Origin of the sequence: Tolypothrix sp. FACHB-123 (genome assembly GCF_014697075.1) — a bacterium.
Classification (GTDB): Bacteria; Cyanobacteriota; Cyanobacteriia; order Cyanobacteriales; family Nostocaceae; genus Aulosira.
On the sequence record NZ_JACJRE010000063.1, the window covers coordinates 19762 to 41000 of the forward strand.

16 protein-coding genes are annotated in these 21239 nt (G+C 36.8%); 1 reads left to right on the forward strand and 15 read right to left on the reverse strand.

The features are described 5' to 3' along the window. Positions 1-8: 8 nt before the first annotated feature. The 15 genes from H6G41_RS28160 to H6G41_RS28230 form a co-directional block, all read right to left on the reverse strand. A complete protein-coding gene (locus H6G41_RS28160; RefSeq protein ID WP_190750816.1) occupies positions 9-1061 on the reverse strand; it encodes an NAD-dependent epimerase/dehydratase family protein in 1053 nt (350 codons plus the stop codon). A gap of 65 nt (positions 1062-1126) precedes the next feature. After that, positions 1127-2032 carry a glycosyltransferase gene (locus H6G41_RS28165; protein WP_190750818.1) on the reverse strand — a complete coding sequence of 302 codons (906 nt, stop codon included), beginning with the start codon at positions 2030-2032 and terminating at the stop codon, positions 1127-1129. Positions 2033-2052: 20 nt separating this feature from the next. Then, a complete protein-coding gene (locus H6G41_RS28170) occupies positions 2053-3039 on the reverse strand; it encodes a glycosyltransferase family A protein (protein ID WP_199316354.1) in 987 nt (328 codons plus the stop codon). Further along, on the reverse strand, positions 3032-4054 hold the full coding sequence (locus tag H6G41_RS28175; RefSeq protein ID WP_190750820.1) for a polysaccharide deacetylase family protein: 1023 nt from the start codon (positions 4052-4054) through the stop codon (positions 3032-3034). Before H6G41_RS28175 ends, H6G41_RS28170 begins: the two co-directional genes overlap by 8 nt. 5 nt (positions 4055-4059) lie before the next feature. Next, positions 4060-4959: a methyltransferase domain-containing protein gene (locus tag H6G41_RS28180; RefSeq protein ID WP_199316356.1), complete on the reverse strand. Its 900-nt coding sequence runs from the start codon at positions 4957-4959 to the stop codon at positions 4060-4062. 23 nt (positions 4960-4982) lie between these two features. Further along, the gene (locus H6G41_RS28185; protein WP_190750822.1) at positions 4983-6293 is read right to left on the reverse strand and encodes a nucleotide sugar dehydrogenase; all 1311 of its coding nucleotides are present in this window, start codon (positions 6291-6293) and stop codon (positions 4983-4985) included. Between the two features lie 66 nt (positions 6294-6359). Continuing rightward, positions 6360-7334: a glycosyltransferase family A protein gene (locus tag H6G41_RS28190; RefSeq protein ID WP_190750824.1), complete on the reverse strand. Its 975-nt coding sequence runs from the start codon at positions 7332-7334 to the stop codon at positions 6360-6362. 60 nt (positions 7335-7394) lie between these two features. Further along, positions 7395-8426: a glycosyltransferase gene (locus H6G41_RS28195; protein ID WP_190750826.1), complete on the reverse strand. Its 1032-nt coding sequence runs from the start codon at positions 8424-8426 to the stop codon at positions 7395-7397. Between the two features lie 14 nt (positions 8427-8440). Further along, the gene (locus tag H6G41_RS28200; protein WP_190750828.1) at positions 8441-9142 is read right to left on the reverse strand and encodes a class I SAM-dependent methyltransferase; all 702 of its coding nucleotides are present in this window, start codon (positions 9140-9142) and stop codon (positions 8441-8443) included. A gap of 36 nt (positions 9143-9178) precedes the next feature. Next, positions 9179-10093, reverse strand: a complete 915-nt coding sequence (locus H6G41_RS28205) for an ATP-grasp domain-containing protein (RefSeq protein ID WP_190750830.1) — start codon at positions 10091-10093, stop codon at positions 9179-9181. 79 nt (positions 10094-10172) lie between these two features. Further along, positions 10173-11375: a DegT/DnrJ/EryC1/StrS aminotransferase family protein gene (locus tag H6G41_RS28210; RefSeq protein ID WP_190750832.1), complete on the reverse strand. Its 1203-nt coding sequence runs from the start codon at positions 11373-11375 to the stop codon at positions 10173-10175. Positions 11376-11605: 230 nt separating this feature from the next. Further along, entirely contained in the window at positions 11606-12823 is a 1218-nt protein-coding gene (locus H6G41_RS28215; protein ID WP_190750834.1) for a polysaccharide ABC transporter ATP-binding protein, read from the reverse strand. 1 nt (position 12824) lies between these two features. Then, positions 12825-13679: an ABC transporter permease gene (locus H6G41_RS28220; protein ID WP_190750837.1), complete on the reverse strand. Its 855-nt coding sequence runs from the start codon at positions 13677-13679 to the stop codon at positions 12825-12827. A gap of 275 nt (positions 13680-13954) precedes the next feature. Then, positions 13955-14389 (reverse strand): hypothetical protein, encoded by a 435-nt coding sequence (locus H6G41_RS28225; protein ID WP_190750839.1) that lies wholly within the window; start codon positions 14387-14389, stop codon positions 13955-13957. 697 nt (positions 14390-15086) lie between these two features. Then, positions 15087-16436 carry a glycosyltransferase family 4 protein gene (locus tag H6G41_RS28230; RefSeq protein ID WP_190750840.1) on the reverse strand — a complete coding sequence of 450 codons (1350 nt, stop codon included), beginning with the start codon at positions 16434-16436 and terminating at the stop codon, positions 15087-15089. 2177 nt (positions 16437-18613) lie between these two features. On the opposite strand from H6G41_RS28230, the gene H6G41_RS28235 reads away from it, so the two are divergent. Then, a complete protein-coding gene (locus tag H6G41_RS28235) occupies positions 18614-20779 on the forward strand; it encodes a polysaccharide biosynthesis tyrosine autokinase (protein ID WP_190750842.1) in 2166 nt (721 codons plus the stop codon). The last annotated feature ends 460 nt before the right edge of the window (positions 20780-21239 follow it).

The window sequence follows — 21239 nt, forward strand, 5'->3', positions numbered from 1 at the left end:
TTGAAGAACTACTGATTTCTGCTTAACCAGCCTGCTACAATCTCTGTAAATATTGTCTGTAGTGATTTGGTTATCGACCAGTTAGGATAGTGTGTTTTCATTTTACGTAAATCGCTGTAGTAGCAGATATGGTCACCTTCACGGTTTTTGTCTACATACTCATACTCCATATTTTTGCCAGTTAGAGAAGCAACGATATCAAATGCTTCTAAAATTGAGCATGTGTTTTCTTTACCGCCTCCAAGATTGTAAACTTCACCACTACGAGGAGTCTGGATAAACTCTTCGATAAAATGTGCTACATCATAAGAATGGATATTATCCCTAACTTGTTTGCCTTTATAACCAAATACTTTATAAGTCTTTTTCTCAAGATTGCATTTAACTAAGTAACTGAGAAATCCATGCAATTCCACGCCAGAGTGATTAGGGCCTGTCAGACAACCACCACGCAAGCAGCAAGTTTTGAGACCAAAGTATCGGCCATACTCTTGTACCATAATATCGGCAGCAACTTTGGAAGCACCAAATAGGGAATGTTTGGATTGGTCAATACGCAATGATTCGGGAATACCATACTGATAAATTGGGTCAGCGTAGTCCCAGCGCTTTTCCAACTCCACCATTGGAATCTCGTTAGGTGCATCCCCATATACCTTATTGGTAGACATATGCACAAAAGGCGCTTCTGGAACAAATCGACGAGTGGCTTCCAAAAGATTTAATGTACCGACAGCGTTGGTGTCAAAGTCTTCAAAGGGAATTGTTGCTGCGAGATCGTGACTAGGTTGTGCTGCTGCATGGACGATCGCATCTGGTCTGAGGCTATCAATGAGATCTAGGATAGCTTGGCGATCGCGAATATCCACTTCATAATGCACAAATCCTTTAATTAAGGACTGTAACCGCTGTTGGCTCCAGCGAGTGTCTCCCTGAGAACCAAAGAAAACGGCTCTTTGGTTATTATCAACACCATAAATTGCCCAGCCTTGATTAGCAAAATATAAACAAACCTCAGAACCAATCAGCCCTGAGGAGCCAGTGACAAGTAATTTCTTCATTTGTGTAATACCCTACAATATTTATGCTTCGCGCACCTGGAGTTCTAGGCTTCCTTCTACGACACTCAAGAAGTTAGGGACTTCAAAGCCATATCTAGACCTCTGATGGAGGCATCGTGAAGACGACGTTGATTAGGAGTTAACCGCCAACGAATATAATATTGAAACAGCTTCTTTCGCCAAGACGGTTTTTTGGGTATTTGGCCTCGAATCGAATTAACAATTGTATGAGAGTAAGTCATTCCTTCTGCTAATCTTTCAAGATAATCCAATTGCAGGCGGAAAGCTGGAATCAAATGAGTCATTTTGAGTGCTGTAAATTGACCTGTGCCTAAACCCATATCACAGGCGGTAAAAGCCAAGTCTGAGTCTCCACCGGAAGTTAATTGCTTACCTTGACGATCTAATTTAATTCTCTCAGTTTGAATAGATAGTGATTCAGCGTACTTTTCAGCTACAAATTTGCGAATGCAAAGTCCAGCACCACAGGGTGTTGTTTCATGCTGATGTAGCAAGTTCGACCACTTATCTCGCTCGAATTCTCGAATTACCAACATTGGCCAATATGGCTTAGTCCATTCTGGTGGTTCAATTTCAAAATTTGGTCTAATTTGTCCACCCCAAGCGCCGATAAAGGGATAATCTTTACTAATTTGTAAAGCAACTTCTAAGTAGTCAGAATTTAAAACGTTATCATCATCTACAAAAATTAGTATTTCGGTCTTAGCCTCCTTAATTCCACGTAGCCGAGCAGGTGTTAAACCTAGTTGTTCTTCTCGAATATGATAAGCATTAGGATGCCAGGTAATATCGATTTCTGAAGAAAGAAATTGATCACTTGCGTTATCAATGAACAATAATTCCCATTGCTCTAGTGACAACGTTTGTGATTTTAGTGCTGCTAGCACTTTGTCAAGATAATCGCGCCGGGGATTGTAAGTGCAAATGATAACACTAATGATTAATTTCATATGTATATTCAATAAATTTATCAAAAATTACTCTCTCTCAGTTTTGAATTCATTTTTAATGGCAGCTTGATAAATTGTTTTATCTTCTTTTTAACAGACTGCCTAATATGTTGATAAAATTGTGACAATTCATACAATTTTTTGTAATTATAAGGCCACAAAGCTTTATTCAAAGCTTGCCAAACTTCACTATCCTTCACTTCTTTTTTATATAAATAGTTTTTTAACCAATTTAGGAAAGATAAATGGGCAGAATTAGGTTGTGAGGGATTGTACTGTCCTAAAGCTTGTGCGACATAACAAGAGCTATTTGAGTGCTGCCGATACCTGTCCCAACAACTACTTTCAATAAAGACAGGTGCGTGAAGAGAGACCTTGTAAAAAAAGGCTTGATCTTCATACATACTTCGGAAGGACTCCTCGAAACCGCCAACATTCTTGACTAGCTCACGTCGCATGAGTACACTACAAGTAGCTGGTGTTGATGCTTTGTCTTCTAAGAAGAGCTTAAGAAGTTTTGGCGGTTGTACCAACGTATCAGGTTTCACACCTAAACGTCGTCCAAAATCCCGCTGAGTATCTTCAGGATTACCCGTCCAGCTAAACCACATCAAAGTAGAGCCATAGACCATAGCGGCTTCAGGCTGTGCTTCCAAGATTGCTAATTGTTTTTCTAGTTTCTGTGGTAACCAGATGTCATCTGCATCTAGAAGAGCAATGTACTCTCCTTGAGAATGGCGAATACCTAAATTGCGTGTTGCACTCATACCGCGATTTTGATGAGCTTCGTGCTCTAGATAGCGCACTTTGTCTGGGTATTTTTGAGCATATCGCCAAGCAATAGCAGTACTCTCGTCGTTTGAACCATCATCTGCTAGCAAAAGTTCCCAATTATCATAGGATTGGGAAAAAACGCTTTCTATGGCTTCGATGAAGAACTTTTCCCCAGCGTTTAAAAAGATCATGATGCAAGAAACTAACGGTTTCTTATTTATCTGTTCACTCATGAAACCACCTCAGTAATTGCTTAACAAATTCTTCTCCATTCCAATTTTCAACGGCAAACCGAGGCAAATCAAAGCGGTTACTCTTGTACCAGACAAGACCTTGAGCAGTAGAGCAGGCGCAGTCAAATCCAGCACAGCGAGCTAGTTCAATGGTTTCCGTGGTGCGATCGCCGAAAGGATAGGAAACACTGGTGACTGAACGATTTAAAATTTTTTCTAAGTAAGTTTTACTGTGCTCGATTTCATATCGTTGCAATTCTTTTGATTGCGCTGAGAGAAAGGGATGGGTAACTGTATGTGCGCCAATTTCTACTAATTTTCCATCAGCTAATGTAGATACTTCTTCAAGAAACAGCGGACGATACGTTTGACGTGCAGTAGGTTGAGCATGACTCCAAGTAAGGATATCTTTTAACGCTTTCAACCGCTGACTGTCACTTAAAGGTCGCAATACTTCCCAAATTGTGTAATAAAAATGCATTCGTGAACCTGGCGCAGCTTCCCAGGCTTTACAAGTGCGATCGCGCTGATATTTTTCTAAACTATAATCTGCTGCTGTACCTAACTCCCACTGATGAACACTACCGTTAATAGTCAAGGAAAGCTTTTCTGGTAATTTACCCGGTTTCAACAGTAGTCGCTCTAACTCATCCCACCAAAACTCACGCTCTTGTCCTATATAACCAGTACTGACAAATACTGTTGCTGGAGTGTTGTATTCTTCTAATAGGGGTTTTGCATTATGGAGATTATCTGCATAACCATCGTCAAAGGTGATCACAACTGCTCGGTTTGGAATCTTGCCATTCTGGTAAGCTTGCACAAACTGTTTCAGGCTCAAAGGATAAGCATATTTTTGCACAACTTCCAGTTGTTCAGCGAAGTGGTGAGGAGTTACACATAGTCCCCAAGGGTCTAAATCTACTTCAGCAACACGGTGGTACATTAAAATCAGCGCCTTTGATGCAATTCGTTGCCGAACTTGCTGTAATCTGCCGAATCCACGTATTCCCATAGCGTTTATTCTGGTTTCACTGCTCTAACACTGATTAAAACTTGATAACTTGGGTCGTGATAATCTAACTCTTGTTTTTGCAGTTCCTCAGCTGCTAATCCCTGGAGCAAGGAAGTTGCTGCTAGTACATTGCCATAGGTATTAATCAGCACATTTGCCTGGGGAAAGAATTCATCAAACAGCTTTTGCACAGATATAGCAGTGAAACTCCAACACCAGTAATCTTTCCACTCATCAACACTAATCTGGGTAATTCCGGGAACGGTAATTAAAGCCACACCACCTGGTTTTAATATGCGGTAGATGGTTTTGAGTGCAGCCGGGAGCTCATAAATTAAATGCAGAGTTTGTGTTAGTACAAGACAATCAAATGCATTTGAAGGAATATTTTCAGCATTAGCTAAATCACCAACAATAGTTGCATCTGGGTTACCGTCTTTGACGTGTAGCACATCACTTTTGGTAACGCGATCGCCTCCAAATCTTGTAGTATAAAAATTATCACCTATCTCCAAGATACGTCCACGAATATCTTCAACCTGCTGAAAAAGAAAATTTTCAATATAATAACGGTCAATTGGCAGACCTCGATCATAACCGAAGTACTGACTAATAGGTTTTACCCGTCGCAAATGACCAAATTTTACCTCTCCTACTGGAGGAGTATATTCTACTCCTTGCAACTGAGACTTTAGTTTGACCTTAACAGAGGCAGGTAATGTCTGTCTGGCAATTGATTTTATAACTGCTTTCATACGTCCCTTTAGATAGTGAAGGCGTTTTGAGATGTAATACAGATGAGGATAATGGTAAGGAAGTAAGGCTGTTTTGAGTGCTTGCCAGACTTTTTTCTCCTTAACTTCTTGTTTAGATAAATATTTCTCTACCCAATTTAAGAACGTCAACTTCTCAGAATATGGAGAAAATTTTATGCTTTAACTACATTTGCAAAATATTGATGACGATAACGTCCTCTGGTATCAACAATAAGCGAACTATTCTTTTGAATAAAATCGTAATCAAACTGATCGTGGTCTGTAGCTAATAAAACACAATCCATTTGAGATAAAGTATCAACATTAATTTCAAGTGATTTTAAATCAAACTGATAATCCCTTTTTTGAGGAAAAACTGGAATATGAGGATCGGAGTAGGAAATAATAGCTCCCTTTTGTTTTAGTATTTCCATTAACTCAGCTGCTGGCGACTCTCGTGTATCATCAATATTTTTTTTGTATGCTATTCCCAATACTAAAACTTTTGAACCCTTCAAAGCTTTACCCTGATTATTGAGCGCTTCTACAAGCTTACCAATCACCCAATCAGGCATTTTAATATTAATTTCACCAGCTAACTCGATAAAGTGAGAGTTGATTCCATATTCCTTAGCTTTCCAAGCTAGATAAAAAGGATCAATGGGAATGCAATGACCACCAAGACCAGGCCCAGGGTAAAATGGAGTGAAACCAAAGGGCTTTGTTGCAGCAGCCTCAATCGCTTCCCAGATATCAATTCCCATTCGATCGGTAATAATTTTTAACTCATTTACTAAACTAATATTTACAGCACGATAAATATTTTCTAGTAGCTTAGTCATTTCAGCTACTTTTGTAGAAGAAACAGGACAAACTTTGTTAATCACACTTTCATATAAGGCTACTCCCACTTCTAAACATGACTTTGTTGTACCACCAACAACTTTAGGAATAGTTTGAGTAGAAAAGTGCTTATTGCCTGGATCTTCACGTTCAGCAGAGTAGACTAAAAAGATATCTTCACCAATTTTAAATCCTTGCTTTTCTATTCTTGGTAGAATTTCTTCTTCTGTAGTACCAGGATAAGTTGTACTTTCCAAACTTAATAGTTGCCCAACTCTTAAACTAGGAATTAAAGAGTTAATAGTATTGATAACAAAGGATAGATCAGGCTCGTGGTGTTTTCCAAGTGGTGTGGGGACACACATAATCAACACATCAGGTTCATGTGCGCGGCTTAAATCAGAAGTTGCTACAAATTTTTCTGCTTTTTGAGCTTGAAATATCAATTCTTGGTTAATATGTTTTATATAACTTTTGCCCTTATTCAGTTGCTCAACTTTATTTTTGTCAATATCAAAACCAAGTACATGAAAACCAGCTTCTACAAACCTAAGCATTAAAGGTAATCCAACATAGCCTAAACCCACAATACCAATCACGGCGGTTTTATCTTGGATTTGTTGAATGAGTTTATCTTTCATGTTATTCGTCTAATTTTTATGAGTGCAGAATTAAAATTATTTGATCTAAAAACTAATATTAATTAGTTACCCTTTTTCTTGCCATTGCACTCGTAACCAATTACGGATTTCGACAGGTAATGTCTTCCTTACTATAGACTTCACCAGCATCTTTATTTGACTAACACCATCTTGTACATATGTTATTAATTTATTCTGAAATGGATGGTTATAAGGCCATAAAGCTTTTTCGAGTGCTTGCCAAATTTGAGGCTCTTCAACCTTTTGTTCGGACAAATATTTCTCAACCCAATGTAAAAACTTTGACCGAGCAGCAAAAGCTTTTCCCGTTTTTTCTACAACAGCACAGCTTGAATTAGGATGCTGTCGATACTTCGCACCACATTCACTAATTACAAAAATTGCTGATTTCAGAGCAACCTTTGCGTAAAATGCTTGGTCAGTATAAACGTATCGAAAACTTTCCTCAAATCCTCCTATAGCCTCAACTACCTCACGTCGAATTAGAAGACTACAGGTACAAGGTGTAATAGCTGATTGTTTTAGAAAGTAAGGAATAAATAATGCTGGTGGTTTGTACAGAATATTAGCTTGAAGACCTAAATCGCAAACATAATCATGAGCCATATCATCAGAATTGTCTGTCCAGCTATACCACCACTGTGTCGGCCCGTATACCATAGCTGCTTCAGGATGGGAATTCAAATGCCCAACCAAAAGACTTAGATTGAACGGTAACCAAATATCATCACCATCTAAGAAAGCAATGCAAGAGCCTTTAGAATTGCGAAGACCAACATTACGAGAAGCGCTGGCTCCTCGATTTTGATGATCCTCATGTTCTAAATAGTGTATTTTTTCGGGATATTGTTGAGCATACTGCTTGGCTATTTCTGTACTTCCATCAGTAGAACCATCGTCAATCAATAATAATTCCCAATTGGTGTAGTGTTGAGCCAGAACACTCTCAATAGATTCTTGAATATACTTTTGAGTGTTTAAAAATGGCATAATTACGGATATCAAAGGTTTAACATTCATAATTAAATTAGCAACGCTTTCTAATTTTACTCTTGCGTATTTATTATAATGATTATTGATTTAATCAATTTTGATACCGCTTTTAAATATCAAAAACATATTTTTATTATTTATACAACAAATAATTTGTTTTAGTAATTGTTTTTTTGAAACTCTTCGATTAAAAGGAAATTCAAACAAACATTTAATAAAATATTTTCTTGCTTGTGCAATATTGCCTTTTATTTGGTATTCTAAAGCAATTTCATAATAAAAATAAGATATTTTAGACTTAATAATTTTTTGATAATTAAAATTTAAATATTTATTTATATACTGATTAGTTCTAATTGTATTTTTCAGTTGGTGAATTTTATCTTTTGTAGACCAAAATCCTCCACTATGATGTCTATAAACAGCCATGACCTCATGAAGATAGGCAATTTTACCATGCTCAGCATTAAAAATCCAAAGGGGATAATCTGCTGCTTCTACTAAGCCTGGTCGCAAATACCAATCTGGAAATTTATGTTTGCTAAATAAACTTCTACGAAACATTGCTGTACATGTATAAGCAAAGTTTTGATACAATAAATCCTCAATATCTAATATTTGTTTTGGATAACAGCAAATAGAGTTCTGGGGTTCTTGAGTTTTATCTTCATAAACTTCTGTAACATTATGAAAGCATATTGAATATTCAGGATGTTTATCTAATAAATATACCTGCTTTTGCAGCTTGTAGGGATCTATCCAGTAGTCATCACCTTCACACAAGGCAATATATTTACCTCGTGCATTAGGGAAAGCAATAGTAAATGTACCAGAAATACCTTTACCCTGCCATAAATTCTCCTTCTGTAAAAAAGGCACAAATAAATTTGGATACTTCTCCATATATTCTTCAATTATTTTTTGTGTACCATCAGTTGAGGCATCGTCAAAAATAACTATCTCAAAGGGGAAAGTTGTCTTTTGCATTAAAAAACCTTCTAATGCATCTTGAACAAACCTTGAATGATTATAAGTAGTACAGCATATACTGACTAAAGGAGTAGAATATTCCCCCCAACTTGATAGAATTTCCTCTTCAGATATTAAAGTTACAGACATAATATAATTAATTCTTACTTTACTTTTCCAATACAAAGCAATCTTTCACTTGTCTCTAGCAAATCCATTTTATGATACTCGAAACACTTTCTTAAGTTATCTCGTGCTCCCAAGCCTAAATTAATCAAGTAATCTTCATAAAATTTTTTTCCTTTTCCAACAGGAATAATTTGAATCTCAGAGCAACAAGTCTCTATCATAGAAGTAACTTCTGAAATGGTAAAAAATCTTGCAGAATAAAGTGGATCATCTACTTTTAGTCTATTAAAGTACTCTATAAAAGCAGGATTATGAGCATTATGTACAGCTATAATCATTCTTTTTTTGGTAACTCTTGCTTGCTCATATGCCAACAACTTAATATCGTTATCTGAGAAGCAACTCCAAAATCCATTATGATAGGAAACATCAAAATATTTGTCATCAAAAGGCAAGTCAAAAGCATTAGATTGAATTATTAAATCACTGTATTCTGGAAATTGCTTCTTAGCCTTTTCAACCGATTTATCAGAAAAATCAATACCATAGCATTCAAGTCCCCATTTATTTAGTTTTTGCATATCTCGAAAACTGCCAGCACCAAGTTCCAAAATTTTTTTCTCGTTATCCTCTAATACTGCATATAAATAATATGCAAATCTCGGATCGTTTTGGTAACGATCAAAAATTTTTTCCCACTCCAAATTCCAATATTTTTTATTACTTAATAATTCCATTATTGCATCCTCAATTTATACTTATTTACGATCTATTTAATTGTTTATGATATCTACATATCTTTTTGACAGGATTCTTGATTCATAATTCACTTCTTCATCTATGGAAATACTTTGAAAACATTTTAGGTGATTTCCTACAAAATCATAACCAGCAATAATAGAAAAGCCTATTCCAGCTGAAAATCTTGGATTGATATCCATTAACAGATATTTGCCATTATATAAAATAAACTCTATATTTATACAACCACTTATGCCTAAGTAATCAGTAATATTATTAACTATTTTCTCCAATTGCTTATCTCTAAAAAGCTCTACAACTATACCTGCACCGTTTTTCGTCCTCAATAACTCTTTGCGTGAAATAGAAACATGATTGCCATTGTCATTCCTAATAGTATCAACCGTTATAAAAGTACCTTCAATAATAGGCTGAAAAATATAATCATCTCTATCAAAGAGATAATTTTTCAGATTATCTATTTTGCTAAACTTTATAACTCCTTCAGAACTTCTACCTCTGCGTGGCTTTGCAATGACATCTTTAAAAATATTTGTATTAATTTCATCTAATTTTTCAAAAGTTGGTATGGTTAATATTTCATTACTTTCTTTGAAAAAGTTGAAAACCTTTAGTTTATCTCGCGCTATTGCTACAGAGTCTTGATTTGATATGCATAGATTTATTCCATTCTCTTTAAATCTTTCGACATGAACAGATAAAATGTCTACTTCAGGATCGGTCAAGGGAATAAGAAATTCTACTTGATTTTGCAAACAAATTTTTAAAATTGTTTCTATATATTCTTTGTCTTTACTTAAAGGTACTCTATGAAATAAATCAACTAGTTTTGAAGTAGCTATCCAGTCTTGAGGATAGATATCAAAACCTATAATTTTATGGAAATGGTTTTTTCTCAATGAGCTGATGACAGCTTCGGATGACATAGACCCAATTGCAGTTAATGCTACATTCATGTACGTTAAAATCTATCAACAACTATCTTTTATCAGTCATAACATTAATTCAATTAATGCTTAACTTAGAATTTGTGATTTGATTTTTAACTACAAATTGGATGATTTGACATATTTGGCTAATATCGGTTTCTGAAACAGATGTTCCTGTTGGTAATATCAAAACTTTTTGACTCAGCTTTTCTGTTTCTGGTAGCAATAAACCAGCATGAGGAAAGTAAGAGCGATATGGCTCCATACGATGGCAACCCGGGTAGAAATACCGTCGAGCGATTACATTTTCAGAATGGAGTATTTTAACTAACAAATCTCGATTAACCATAGTCTGAGATTCATCTATCTCTAACACAACATACTGACAGTTACGCTTCTCAGAGACATCCATAGGAAACAACGATACCCCAGGTATACCAGCCAAGCCTTCCTGGTAACATTTGTAATTATGCTGATTGACCTTAATAAACTCCTCCAAACTCTCCAGAGAAGTAAGACCCATAGCCGCAGAAACCTCAGGCATTTTCCCATTAGTACCAAGGTAGATAACATTATCAAACCCAGAAAAACCAAAATTTTTCATCAGGCGAATTTTTTGATTTAACTCGTCATCATTGGTAACAATCACTCCTCCTTCAAAACTATTAATAAATTTAGTTGCATGAAAACTAAACACTTCAGCACTGCCAAAGTTGCCAATCATTCTGCCGTTATGAGAACATCCAAAGGCATGGGAGGCATCAAACATTAGTTTGAGGTGGTGTTTATCAGCAATTTCTCTCAAGTTATCAATATCACAAGGTTGTCCCCAAACATGCACCCCAATGATTCCCGTGGTGCGAGGTGTAATCAGAGACTCGATCCGCCAAGGATTAAGCGTATGTGTCTTAGGGTCAATATCACAAAAGACAGGTGTGATTTCTTGCCATTGCAGTGCATGAGCCGTAGCAATAAAGGTAAACGAAGGAACAATCACTTCCCCCTTAAGCTCTAGTGCCCGAATCACCAACTCTAAAGCAATAGTGCCATTACATACAGCGATACAGTGCTTGACGCCTAAATAGTCAGCGACCCGCTGCTCAAACTCTTGAACAAAAGCACCATTATTGGAAAGCCAACGGCGATCAAGCATGTCGTTGATACGTTCTAATAAGCGATCGCGATTACCAATGTTAGGACGACCTACATAGAGCTTTTCATCAAAGGCAGGAATTCCGCCAAAGATTGCTAAATCTTTTACGTAAGTTTTTTTAATCATTGCTTATAATATTGAGATAGTTAAATATTTTCTGTACTCAGGAAAATAGCCTATCATGTCTTATAGATAGCTATCCAAACTTGAGGTAGCAACAGTAAATTGCTCAATAGCCACATGCCCTATCTAACATTCGCTATGAGAAAATCCAGGGTTATTTATAAGTGAAGTTGTTATCTTTTTTAATGTCGAAATTTATAGCAATCATATTTCCAATAATTTGCGGCTTAATTTTATTCTTCATTGGAATTTTCTGTGATAGTTGCTGTAAGATTCCGCACCATATATCCCCACTCCACGCTGTTGGAAACAACCTGAAAAGATGCGATTCCCTGATGACGGCAAAGGCTAATTCGGGTCACTGGATCGCTCACACCAAGCACTATTGAGTATAGCCCCGCATTGAACTCGATCTTGCCCAGGTCTAACTTGAGCCGATGCCTTCCAGATGGCAAACGCAAATTATCTCCTTGCTCATCTAAAACCCTTGATGCCATAACCGGCACAAACCCCTGGGTATCAATCTGAATCCAAAGTTGCGCCTCGCGATGAGTCTGAATCTCAACTTCCAAAAGCAGAGATGCTCCATGCGGAACCCGCACCCCGTCAACACCCGTCTCATTGGTTTCCTGGCATTTCAGCAAAACCAACGGTATCGAAGCTTCTCCAGTCCCCGCCACATTTTTATCTACCGCAAACAAGGCTAGATAAGCTTCAATTCCCTCCCCAACATTTCGTGTTTCAGCAATACGTTGCCCCTGTTTCATCACCATTACCCGATTACAAAAGGTAGATACATACTGCATGCTGTGGGTGACAAAAATCACGGCACATTGATCAGCAAGCTGCCGCATCACATTTAAACACTTAATCGTAAATCCAATATCCCCTACCGCCAGTACCTCATCCAGCAGCAAAATATCCGGCTTCAACAAAATCGCCGCCACTGCAAAGCCTAAACGCACCTGCATCCCCGAACTATAGCCCTGCACCGGCGCATCAATAAACTCTTCTAATTCAGAAAAGGCAACGATCTCATCAAATCGAGTGTCAATTTCCTTTTTGCTCAGTCCTAAAATTGACCCATTCACGTAAATATTTTCTCGCCCCGTTAGCACCGGGTTAAATCCTGCTCCCAAAGCAATCAATCCGCCTACTTGGCCATTTAACTCAATGTAGCCCCTATCTGGCTTAATTAAACCGTTGAGCATTCTCAACAATGTTGATTTACCTGCCCCATTTCGGCCAATTAGTCCCAGACCTTCTCCCCGCCGTAGTTCAAACGATACATCATTCACTGCCCAAAACTCATCTGGTCGCAGAGAATGATCAAACTTACGTCCCGTGATTTCCGTCGCAATATCTTGCACCCCATACCACAGAGACTTCTTCAAACTACGGCAAAACTTCTTGGAAACGTTTTCTACTTTGACTAAGACTTCGTCACTCATCTTAAGAACTCATACGCTCCACAATAAACGGCATTGCCAGTCGATAAAAAACCCAGGCTACTAGCAAACCAATTAATGCAATTCCACTCGCTACCCAAAACCCTATTGGATTTGAGACAACACCTGTTGTTGCTAATTCTCGCGTCGTCACTAACAAAGGAGTCACAGGATTTAGCTTCACAATACCGCCAAATATACCATCAGAGGGTATTGGATAAACTACGGGTGTGAGAAACAACCAAAATCCAGTAATTAGTGTTAACCCTTTGGTCACATCTTGGTATAAAGTGCCTATTGGGGCTAAAATTAACCCGATAAATGTTCCTAGAAATATTAAATGAATTAATGCTACTGGCGCTAAAATTATACTCAAGGTTACGGGAATTTTAAACCAGATAAATAAGCCGACAATTAAGATGAGCTTGATGGCAAAGTTGAAAAATACTTCGCCTAATTTAGCAACAATCAATGATTCACGAGGGAAGTTAATTCTCGCTAACATTGCCTTCGCTGCTGTTACTGCTTGGACTGGGCCATTTAAAGCTTCGATAAAGGTTTGCCACAGGGACATGCTAAACATTACATAGGCTGCATAGGGTAGTTCTGTATTACCAATGTTGACAATCCCATTGTTTTTTGCCAAAGTGAAACCAGCTGCTGTAATTACTGGCGGGATAAATGCCCAGAAAATTCCTAATAAAGATTGACGGTATTGAGCACTAATGTCACGAACTAACAACCGCCAAGCTAACTCTCGTGATGCTAATAAGTCTCGCCACATTTCTCGAAATAATTGTAGCGGATGTCTGATTCGACTTTCAGGTCGATACACAACTTTAGTTTTTTTCAGCATCATACAAATTCATATTCATATTCATGATTTAATGGGCTTTATTTATATGTTAAATTTCTATGTCTTGTATACGGGTAAATAATTATAATTACAGTTGATTTTAATTTAGTAGTTTTTGCTTACTTTCCGCAGGGTGGAGGCACGAAGTTTGCATAGCTTTAGTGCATAATAACAATCGCATGAACTTACTCTAAGGTAGAGATTTTGTGATTGCTTTGCTTCACTCTTAATGACATACAAAAAATTACGATGCCACCTGTAAAATTACGTGAGATAGGTTAATGCTGACCTACAAAATGAAAATCTTTGATGCTTTTATCGCCAAGTACTCTTGCTTGTCTGCGAGTAAACTCTCCTACAGAAGGGTTCCCCTCAGGATTTATTACTCCTGTTACTTGCTGCCAAAGCTCTAGTGGTGCTAGAGAAAGATTATAGGTACGCTCACCGCACCGATGGACGTGATACCACTTTGTTTGCTGGCACTGGTCACACCAAAAAGCCTCTAACCATTCTCCCTCTATAGGTACAGCACTGTGATTTGCTACCAACATCAATGCATTCCGCCGATTCATACCTCGTTGCTGCAACTGTCCAGCTTGATTGGCAAACAGTTTATATTTTTGACTGACACTATCGAGATAGCAGCCGTGATATGGACAGTAGATAGCACGTCTTTTTGAACGTTTCCGATTTCGGTCACACCTTCTCTGCAATTTGACCTCCCATATCAGTAAATAGACAACACAATCAGGAAGGTTAGGTTTGGAGGGACTGAGATCAATAAGACCATCAAAGCCCATCTCCTACATAAACAATAAATTATTTAGTTATTCTGTGCTCAGAGTTTCCTGGGTAATTGATTTTGTAAATCAAATTATGGAAATTAAGTTAATAAAAGGTTAAATTAACTGATGAACTACTACTAAATAACTGGCTAACATTAAATTAGAGTGATATTTCTTGTTTGTTACCACATATAAATATAACATGATTTTCCTAATTTACAATTTTTTTTAAACTCAATAATTCTAATTTTTAGTCATCAAAAACAAGCTCTAAAATTGCTTTTTAGAACTGAATTAGAATTTAAAATGTATCTAGCTAACAACCTCTATTATGAGCTTTAAGTTGACAATAGCTCACGCAATTGTACAAACGCTAAAACTCAAAATTTAAAAAATCCGCAATTATAGAGATTATTTTTGCGTATTTAGAATGATAAATTAACCTCCTTTTAACTCTAATATCTAGCAGTAGTTTTATTGAAATGTTTATGACATAGGCAAAGCGTTCCAATTCACGATTTTTACTGAATCAAGCATGAGTACGACAGAAAAAATATTGAGTTTCAGCTAATAAGAAGCGAATAACTGATTGAATTAGCTAATTAATTGTAGAAAGTAGAAACTTTCATTTTCTATGGTTCTGCGACATAGTTGCCACACTTTCAGGCAATATTGCTTGTTGCAAAACATCAAGGTATTGCTTAGATATGATTTTTGGTGTGAAATGCGATCGCAAATATTGCCGACCCGCCTTACCCATGCGATCCCCTAATTGCCGATCGTTACGAAGTAAGCGAATAAACTGAGCTAAACTATGGCCATCGCCATTATCAAAAGTGGCACCACAATTAGCTTCTGCAACCATCTCTCTCAAAAATGATTCCTGTGAACAAATTACTGCTATTGGTCGTCCTGATGCTAAGGCTGAATACAGCTTACTAGGGACGACTAAGCTCTCTGTAGAGGCATCAACACTCACCAGTGATAGATCGCAAGCAGTTAAGGAATAGGGAAGCACTTGCTGATCTTGATAGGGTAGAAACAAGAAATTGTTCAATCCTAATAGTTTCACTTCCTCCATCAGCTCGCTACGTTTTGCTCCACTACCAATGCAGACAAACTGAATTGGCTCATCATGCAGATATTGAGCAGCTTGCAGTATGGTATCAATGTCATGACAGCGACCCATATTACCGGAGTAAAGTACGGTAAATTTTTTAACGAGATTATACTTCCAAGCAAACCAGTTTTTATGTTTGGCAATTGGCATAATCCATTCGGGATCAGCCCAACTGTGTATCACAGATACTTTATTGGCTATTTGTGGGCAGTTTGCCACTATTCGTTGTTTCATAGCCGGACTGAGAACTACGATCCCCTTGGAGTTCAACCAAATCTGTTTATTGAGGTTCTGCCACAATCGTGTCATCCAATTATGTTTAGAGATGACTCCTAAAGCGATCGCAATATCTGGATATAAGTCATAGAGGATGCAGACATAAGGAAGCCGGAAAAAGGTATGAGCTAAATATCCGACGATTGGTAAAAATGGGGGAGCTGTAGTTAGCAACAATAAATTACTGCGACGCCAGCCTCTAATTAAATAAAGTGCTGCACGCAAAGTATATAAGACACCATTAATCGCCTTACCACGAATTCGTCCCGGCCAGAGTCGAGCCGTGCGCGATCGCTGAATTCGCACTCGACCTAAATGCTCAACAGATGGAGCCGTATCTGATTGAAACGCATATCCAGGTTGACTGGTAAAAACCTCAACACCTATTCCTTGCTGTCCTAAGTGCCTTACTAGTTCTTCAATTAACTGTCCCGTAGCTGCATAATCTGGGGGGAAGAACTGGGTGATCACAGACAATTGTAAGGATTTTGGAGCCTCAAAAGAATTCTGATGCTTAGATTTTAATTGATTAGAAATGGATGACAACAATTTCTGATTAATCCATTCATTAAGTCTCATCGCCTATATTCCTTGGTATAAATGTTGCCGAAGATGCTAATGAAAACATTTGAATTTCTATGCTAATTTGCATAGATAAATAGCCAATTTTTCTTTATTTTTCGTAGATGTATTTATTAGTAAATGCGTCATCTTATATACTGCTATATCTTCTTTCAAAAATATAATTAGCAAAACGCAAATTTACAAAAACCCAAAACAATAGATATTACTCTATTCGTCTTTTTACTATAGAGTTTAGTAAAAAGGTTTACCGAATAATTATATAATAAAAAATTGATTATTCAGCAGTTTTATGCAGAAATTTTCATAAAATTAAATGATTTTGCCATTAAATCAGGTTTTTAGGCGATTATAGTCAATTTAAACTCTAAAACTTAAATGTTAAGAATAAAGCCTATTATTGTTGAACAACAAGGCTTTCAAACTTATTGACAGAATTATTTGACTTAACTGATACAGAAGATATGAAAAATCGAGGCAGCTAAGGGAACACAATTATTTAAGTCGGATGAATCTGATTATTAAAACAAAATCTTTACCTGGTAAAGAAGTTAACTCGGCTTTAGTCTTTAATACTCTGAGCTTTTGATTATCTTTACTTCACTAGGAATTATGTACAGGGCAAACGCATCTAAAGGGTAAGAATTCATTAACAGTAAGGGTTTCGGCATTTTATGATTTAGCCTATTTTTTCGTCAATATCTTGATCCAGCAGGAGTTTCAGAACTCCAGTGCGTTCGCCCTGGAGTTGTGTAGGATTTAAAATTCAGTTTAGATTTCTTCACAATGGATATTAGTAGTTCTAATTGATAAGTTTCGGTTGGTTACAATTTGCGAAACGGGTATTTACACACTGATATAGAACGTACAAAAACACCTTTTTTGGTGTACTGGTTTTAACAAGGAATTATTAAGCCATAGGAACATAAAGTTTTTCTATACTTATATGTTTATGGCAAGCAATCTTCAATTAAAATACCATGTTTCCAGTGTATATGCGTACTTTACCATAACTTTATATTTTCGGAAAAATACTACATATGATCTTTATTTAATGGCAGCTTTGTCAGGACTTCATTATTCTTTTTTAAAATGCAAATATTTTTTAAATGTTTTTGCTTAAATTCAAAAATGAGTTTAGTATTTTTATATACTTTATATTTGAATATTTACTACTTGTATTTATGTAAACTCTGCAATTAGGAGCTAAAATCTAATGAGTTAGCTTAAGTATCTTCCAAACTTGCGTAAGATAAATTACTTGCTTAACGTTATACAAATAGGTTATGTAATAATCCAATTTGATTTTTGAAAAAATATCCGTATCTGTAGGGTGAGCAATGCCTATGGTGTTCACTCTCTGCCTTTTTTGGGTATTGTTCATGCAAAATTTCTGATCTTTCATCATGCCTGAAACCCCGTACTGAGAAGGCTTTTAACAAAAATGAATAGATATGGTACAAGTTTACTAAAAACCAACAAAGTCAACAGCCTGGGCAATGCCCACCATACTCAGGGTTTCAGTGGGCATTACCCAACGCTACTGAGAGAGCCAGGAAACCTGTAAGGGAGCAGTGGCTCCCCTACATATATTTCAAAAATCAAGTATGAGTCCTATATGTAAAATAGAATACTTTAAACTTACCTTTAAGAATAAGTAACGTAAAAATCCCCTTTTAGAAGGCTGTGTAGCAATTTCCAGCCGAAGGACATATAAATAAATATTTTTGGACTAACTATTAATGTAGTAGAATTACAAAAATGCTCTATAAGAGAAACAGGATAATTTAGATAGTAAAGTAATCTTTTCGCTAGGGATCAATGATATTAAAAAAAATTATTGATTTAGATGTTAGTGATTTATAATTTTATCTTTCATTTTACTTAAAAATTCTATCAAACTAGCTCAATCAACCAGCTAATAATCAGCCCTATTTCCTATATTGCCTCATTAAATATACTGGTGCTCGCTAAAAACCATACTCTTGTAGATCTGTGGTCAAGACCCTGAGAAAATTATTAATTTTTGGAAAAGCCTAAATTTAAGCCAACGTTCGTTTATCTATCAATTAAACTGTTAGTTGCTGCATCATTACATAGTTTTTTAGGCTGTTATTCGATACTTAACTGATCAATTAGCAAGTTTTAAATACTAATTACTAAGTCTTAACACAATGAAGAATCAATCTAATCAATTCTCAGAATATGACCGGAATATGAACGCTGTACCGAAATCTCAGCAGTCACAACCTTTTTTGGAAACTGAAGATTCGGGAAATGATTGGAGTGTTGATGATTTTCTCAGTCTTTTGAGAAGGCGAGCGCTAGTTGTTGCTGGAGTAGCTACTGTTGTGATGGTAATTAATAGCGTCAATCTGAAGTTGAACCAGAAGCAACCAGAATATGAAAGCAGTTTTCAGCTATTAGTGGAACCTGTGAACGATGACAGCAAAGTAGTGGATGTCGTCAATGACCCTAAATCAAACAACACCAGTGGACTAGATTATGATAGCCAAATTCAGGTTCTTAAAAGCCCTGAACTTATGGGTAGCCTGATTAAACAGTTGCAAGTCTCTTATCCAGACCTCACCTATAACGATATCATGAATGCTTTGCAGATTAATCGCTTAGGTGAAACTAAGATTATAGAAGTGAGGTATCGGAGTCAAGATCCCAAGAAAACTAAAGCTGTTTTAGATAAAATTTCTCAGGAATTTATAGATTATAGCCAGGAAAGACGCCAAACTAAATTACGTCAAGGAATTCAGTTTATTGAAAAACAACTGCCCTTGTTGCAAAATCGAGTTGATCAGATTCAAAAAGAATTGCAAGCTTTTCGGCTAAATTACACATTTAACGACCCAGAAGTCGAGGCCAAGCGCATTGATGACCAAATCGCCGCTTTATCTGAGCAACGAGAAAAGGTTGAGATGGAGTTAGGACGAACTCGCTCTAACTTTGATATTTTAAAGGGAAAAGATGGATCTGCGGCTGTTATGAATAATGGCAATTTATATCAGCAGGTACTGTCCCAGATTCGTCAACTAGATGCTCAGATTGCCCAAGAGTCAACACGTCTGCAAGAAAATAATCCTACTCTCCAAGCATTGAAGGATAAACGTGAAAGTTTACTACCCTTGCTACACAATGAAGGACAACGCTTTTTGGATGTAAAACTTTCAGAGGCTGCGGTTCAAGTCCAGACTCTAGAAGTGCAAAGACAAGAGATAGACAAACTTATACAAAAACTTCAACAAAGACGTAAGATACTGCCAGCACTAGCAAGGCAGTATAATGCACTGCAACGTAAATTACAGCTGACTACAGATAGTCTCAATAAATTTCTATCTACCCGTGAAAACCTCCAAATTCGAGTATCCCAGACAGAGTTAGGATGGCAATTGCTTCAAAAGCCCTTTGACCCTGAACAACCTGTAACCACGTCTGATACCGCCCGAAATTTACTAGTGGGATTGGCCACAAGTTTAGTATTGGCAATCGGCGTTGCTTTACTAGTTGAGAAATTTGACAGTACATACCATAGTGCCAATGATCTTAAAGAAAAGCTGAAACTTCCATTATTAGGAAATATTCCTTTTGAAAAGCAACTCCAAATTACTCAATCCACTACTATCCAAGGAAATATTCCTTTAGTAAGGATACCTGATTTGCCACCTAACATTATTCCTGGATTGGCAGTCATACCGGATCAAGACTACAGCAACCATTCTGTAAAATTTTTGGAAGCTTTACGGGTACTCTATAGTAACATTCAACTTCTCAATGGCGATCGCCAAATGCGTTCCATCATTATTAGTTCAGCAATGTCTGGTGATGGTAAATCTACAGTTGCTTTCCATCTGGCTCAAATAGCTACAGCAATGGGTCAAAGAGTACTACTTATAGATGCAAATCTGCGTCAACCTGTGATTGACAGCCTTTCTGGTTTAAATAACCTCTGGGGATTGAGTAATTTAATTTCTACGAATTTACCACCAGGGGAAGTAATTCGGAAACTTCCTTCTATGAGTCAATTATCTGTAATCACAGCTGGACCCGTACCTCCTGATCCCACAAAGTTGCTTTCGTCTAAGAAAATGAAGCGCATGATGGCAGATTTCCATAATACCTTTGATCTAGTAATTTATGACACACCACCTATTGTGGGCTTAGCTGACGCTAGCTTACTAGCACCAAATACTGATGGCATTTTATTAGTAGCCAGGATTGATAAAACAGATTCTTCAAAAATACAACAGGCTTTAGATCACTTGAAACTTTCTTCGATAAATATTTTAGGTATTGTTGGTAACGGGCAAAAGAGCAGCTTTAATGATTAATGGCTCAGATCGACCAATTTAAATAGTTGATATGTATTTAGGTTTTTACTACCGAATATCCATATTAATAGATAGAATGAAGGTGTTCCGATTTGTAAAATTCCTAATCCAAGCCAAGTAATCCAAGTGAATATTGATTACTTCTACTATTTTTTAGTTTCCTCAAACTCATGTTAATTTAGTAACGATACTCAATGGCTATGACAAAGTTACCATCTACGCAAATTTTTTTAACGCAGCCATTAAGGATTGCTCTTTTATCTTGCGCTTGGAGTCCTTGTCAGTAATTTTTATTCGCAAAAGCCCGTGTAATTTCTTCTTTAGCAATCAAGGATTCTCTGGTGGCATTATTCATTGCTCAGGGCAAACGCATCTAAATAGAGAAAAGTGCTAAGTAGAGGTGTGTTTTGAGTAGTACAAGAGAACTATATATAACTGGTGAAGAGAGCGATCGCTAAAA